Origin of the sequence: Stenotrophomonas pictorum JCM 9942, from assembly GCF_001310775.1 — a bacterium.
GTDB lineage: Bacteria > Pseudomonadota > Gammaproteobacteria > Xanthomonadales > Xanthomonadaceae > Stenotrophomonas > Stenotrophomonas pictorum.
This window is the reverse complement of record NZ_BAZI01000654.1, coordinates 1-967: the sequence shown is the minus strand read 5'-3', so window position 1 is coordinate 967 and position 967 is coordinate 1. Positions and strand designations below refer to the sequence as shown.

Below are 967 nucleotides of genomic sequence, written 5' to 3'. Positions count from 1 at the left end.
CGGCCGGCTCGCGCCTGCGCGCCGGACGACGCATGCGCCGTGCCCCAGGTGCGGACGGCCTACAAGGTGATCTTCTGGATCGTCACCGCCCTGGTGCTGATCGCGCTCGTGTTCCCCTACCTCATGCCCCTGTTCTACTGAAAGGAGATTGCCATGAAGAAACTCGTCGCATTGCTCGCTCTGACCGTTGCCCTCAGCGCTCCCGCCTGGGCCGCCACCAAAACCGTCATGCTGTCGGTGCCGAGCATGACCTGCGCCACCTGTCCGATCACGGTCAAAAAGGCGCTGACCAAGGTCGAAGGCGTCATCGAGGCCAAGGTGACCTGGGAGCCCAAGGAGGCGGTGGTAACCTACGACGATGCCAAGACCACTCCGGCCGCGTTGACCAAAGCCACCGAGAACGCCGGCTACCCGTCTACCGTCAAGAAGTGAGCACACGCTCATGACCGAGGCGATCACGCTGCACATCGGTGGCATGACCTGCGGGTCGTGCGCCGAGCACGTCAAGCAGACCTTGGAAAAGGTGCCCGGCGTGCGTTCGGCCTCAGTGTCCTACCCACAGCGCCGGGCCGAGATTGAGGCCAGCGTAGGTACCGCCGCGGACGTGACCTCGCTGGTCGCGGCGGTATCCGCACTCGGTTACCGAGCGCAGCTTGCCGATGCGCCGGGGCAACCCAGCGACCTGCTGAACAATGCACAAGAGCGGCTGGGCGGCGAACCAAAGCGCGAGGACGATGAGGCTGCACTGCACGTGGCCGTGATCGGCAGCGGCGGCGCGGCGATGGCGGCGGCGTTGAAGGCCGTCGAGCAAGGGGCGCGTGTGACGCTGATCGAGCGCAGCACTCTCGGCGGCACCTGCGTCAACGTCGGATGTGTGCCGTCCAAGATCATGATCCGCGCTGCCCACATTGCGCATCTGCGTCGCGAGAGTCCGTTCGATGACGGCATTGCCGCCGCCTCGCCGAAG

Annotated in this window: 3 protein-coding genes; all 3 read left to right on the top strand. The window is 65.8% G+C overall.

Annotated features, from left to right (window positions below):
* Positions 1–141 (top strand): mercuric transporter MerT family protein (locus JCM9942_RS16830; protein ID WP_256202418.1); only part of this gene is annotated, 141 nt, incomplete at its 5' end.
* A 12-nt stretch (positions 142–153) separates the two neighbouring features.
* The gene (gene merP / locus JCM9942_RS16825) at positions 154–432 is read left to right on the top strand and encodes a mercury resistance system periplasmic binding protein MerP (RefSeq protein ID WP_054660980.1); all 279 of its coding nucleotides are present in this window, start codon (positions 154–156) and stop codon (positions 430–432) included.
* 10 nt (positions 433–442) lie between these two features.
* On the top strand, positions 443–967 hold a 525-nt coding region (locus JCM9942_RS16820; protein ID WP_157723032.1), incomplete at its 3' end, for a cation transporter.

What these genes read in the sequence shown, in the direction of transcription:
- merP (WP_054660980.1), top strand. Translation starts at nt 154, where the DNA reads ATGAAGAAACTCGTCGCATTGCTCGCTCTGACCGTTGCCCTCAGCGCT.